An 805-nucleotide genomic window follows, 5' to 3' on the forward strand; every position below is an offset into this window, starting at 1 on the left:
GACCGTCTGCGAAGCATTGAAGCCTTTATTGCGATCAATCTCCGCTATCTTGTCCGAATACCACTCAGGGATCTCGATGACGTAAGGAAATTTGGAAATTGCCTTATTGAGGTTGCTCTCATTAGCACCTGGCTTAGCGAAAGCAATGACAAACTTCCTGATACCAATTTTTTCCATACGAGGATTCCTGAAAAATCCAGATGAACCCTCGAAAGCGTAATAATCAATTCCAGGAAATACGCGCGCAAAGTAAGTTTCAGGATAAAGGGTTGCAATCGGCCATTCGGCCCTTGAGTTCTGAATGCCCAGCAACGCCACCTGAGTAGGGTCCAATGGCCACACAACGCCTAAGTCTTGAGGGTACTGGTCACGCTCCTTCTTTGCTTGCTTTACGCTTGCTTGACTATCGGAGATGAGCATTGAACTCGGCAGATGTGCCAGTTGGAAGAACCTGAGTTTTATTTTCGTTGGTATTGGCGCATCGCTCTTCACGTAAACCTCGAAACGCATGACAGTCTCGCCGACACAAGCATCTGGATTCCCAGCCAAACCGCATCCCACCTCATCGTCGTTTCGCTTCAAACGAAACGCGACCGCTTCTGCGCCTTTAAGATCCTCACTCACAAAGCCTGCGGGCAGACAAAAACGCTGCGCAAATTCTGGCGTAACAACCCATAACCAAGGATCTCTGGTGAAGCGCGCTTTTCCTGGCTGAGGGCCGCTATACCAACCATCTTCGCAAGTGCGATATTTTTCCCTCACTTCTTTTTCGGTGAGGTATTTCCCGTTCACGGCTTGCGCATCA

1 protein-coding gene is annotated in these 805 nt (G+C 48.9%); it reads right to left on the minus strand.

Annotated elements, in window-relative coordinates:
- Nucleotides 1-805 (minus strand): hypothetical protein (locus tag LBW87_RS23810; RefSeq protein WP_225203958.1); only part of this gene is annotated, 805 nt, incomplete at both ends.

It is taken from the genome of Herbaspirillum sp. alder98, from assembly GCF_020179755.1.
GTDB lineage: Bacteria > Pseudomonadota > Gammaproteobacteria > Burkholderiales > Burkholderiaceae_D > Herbaspirillum.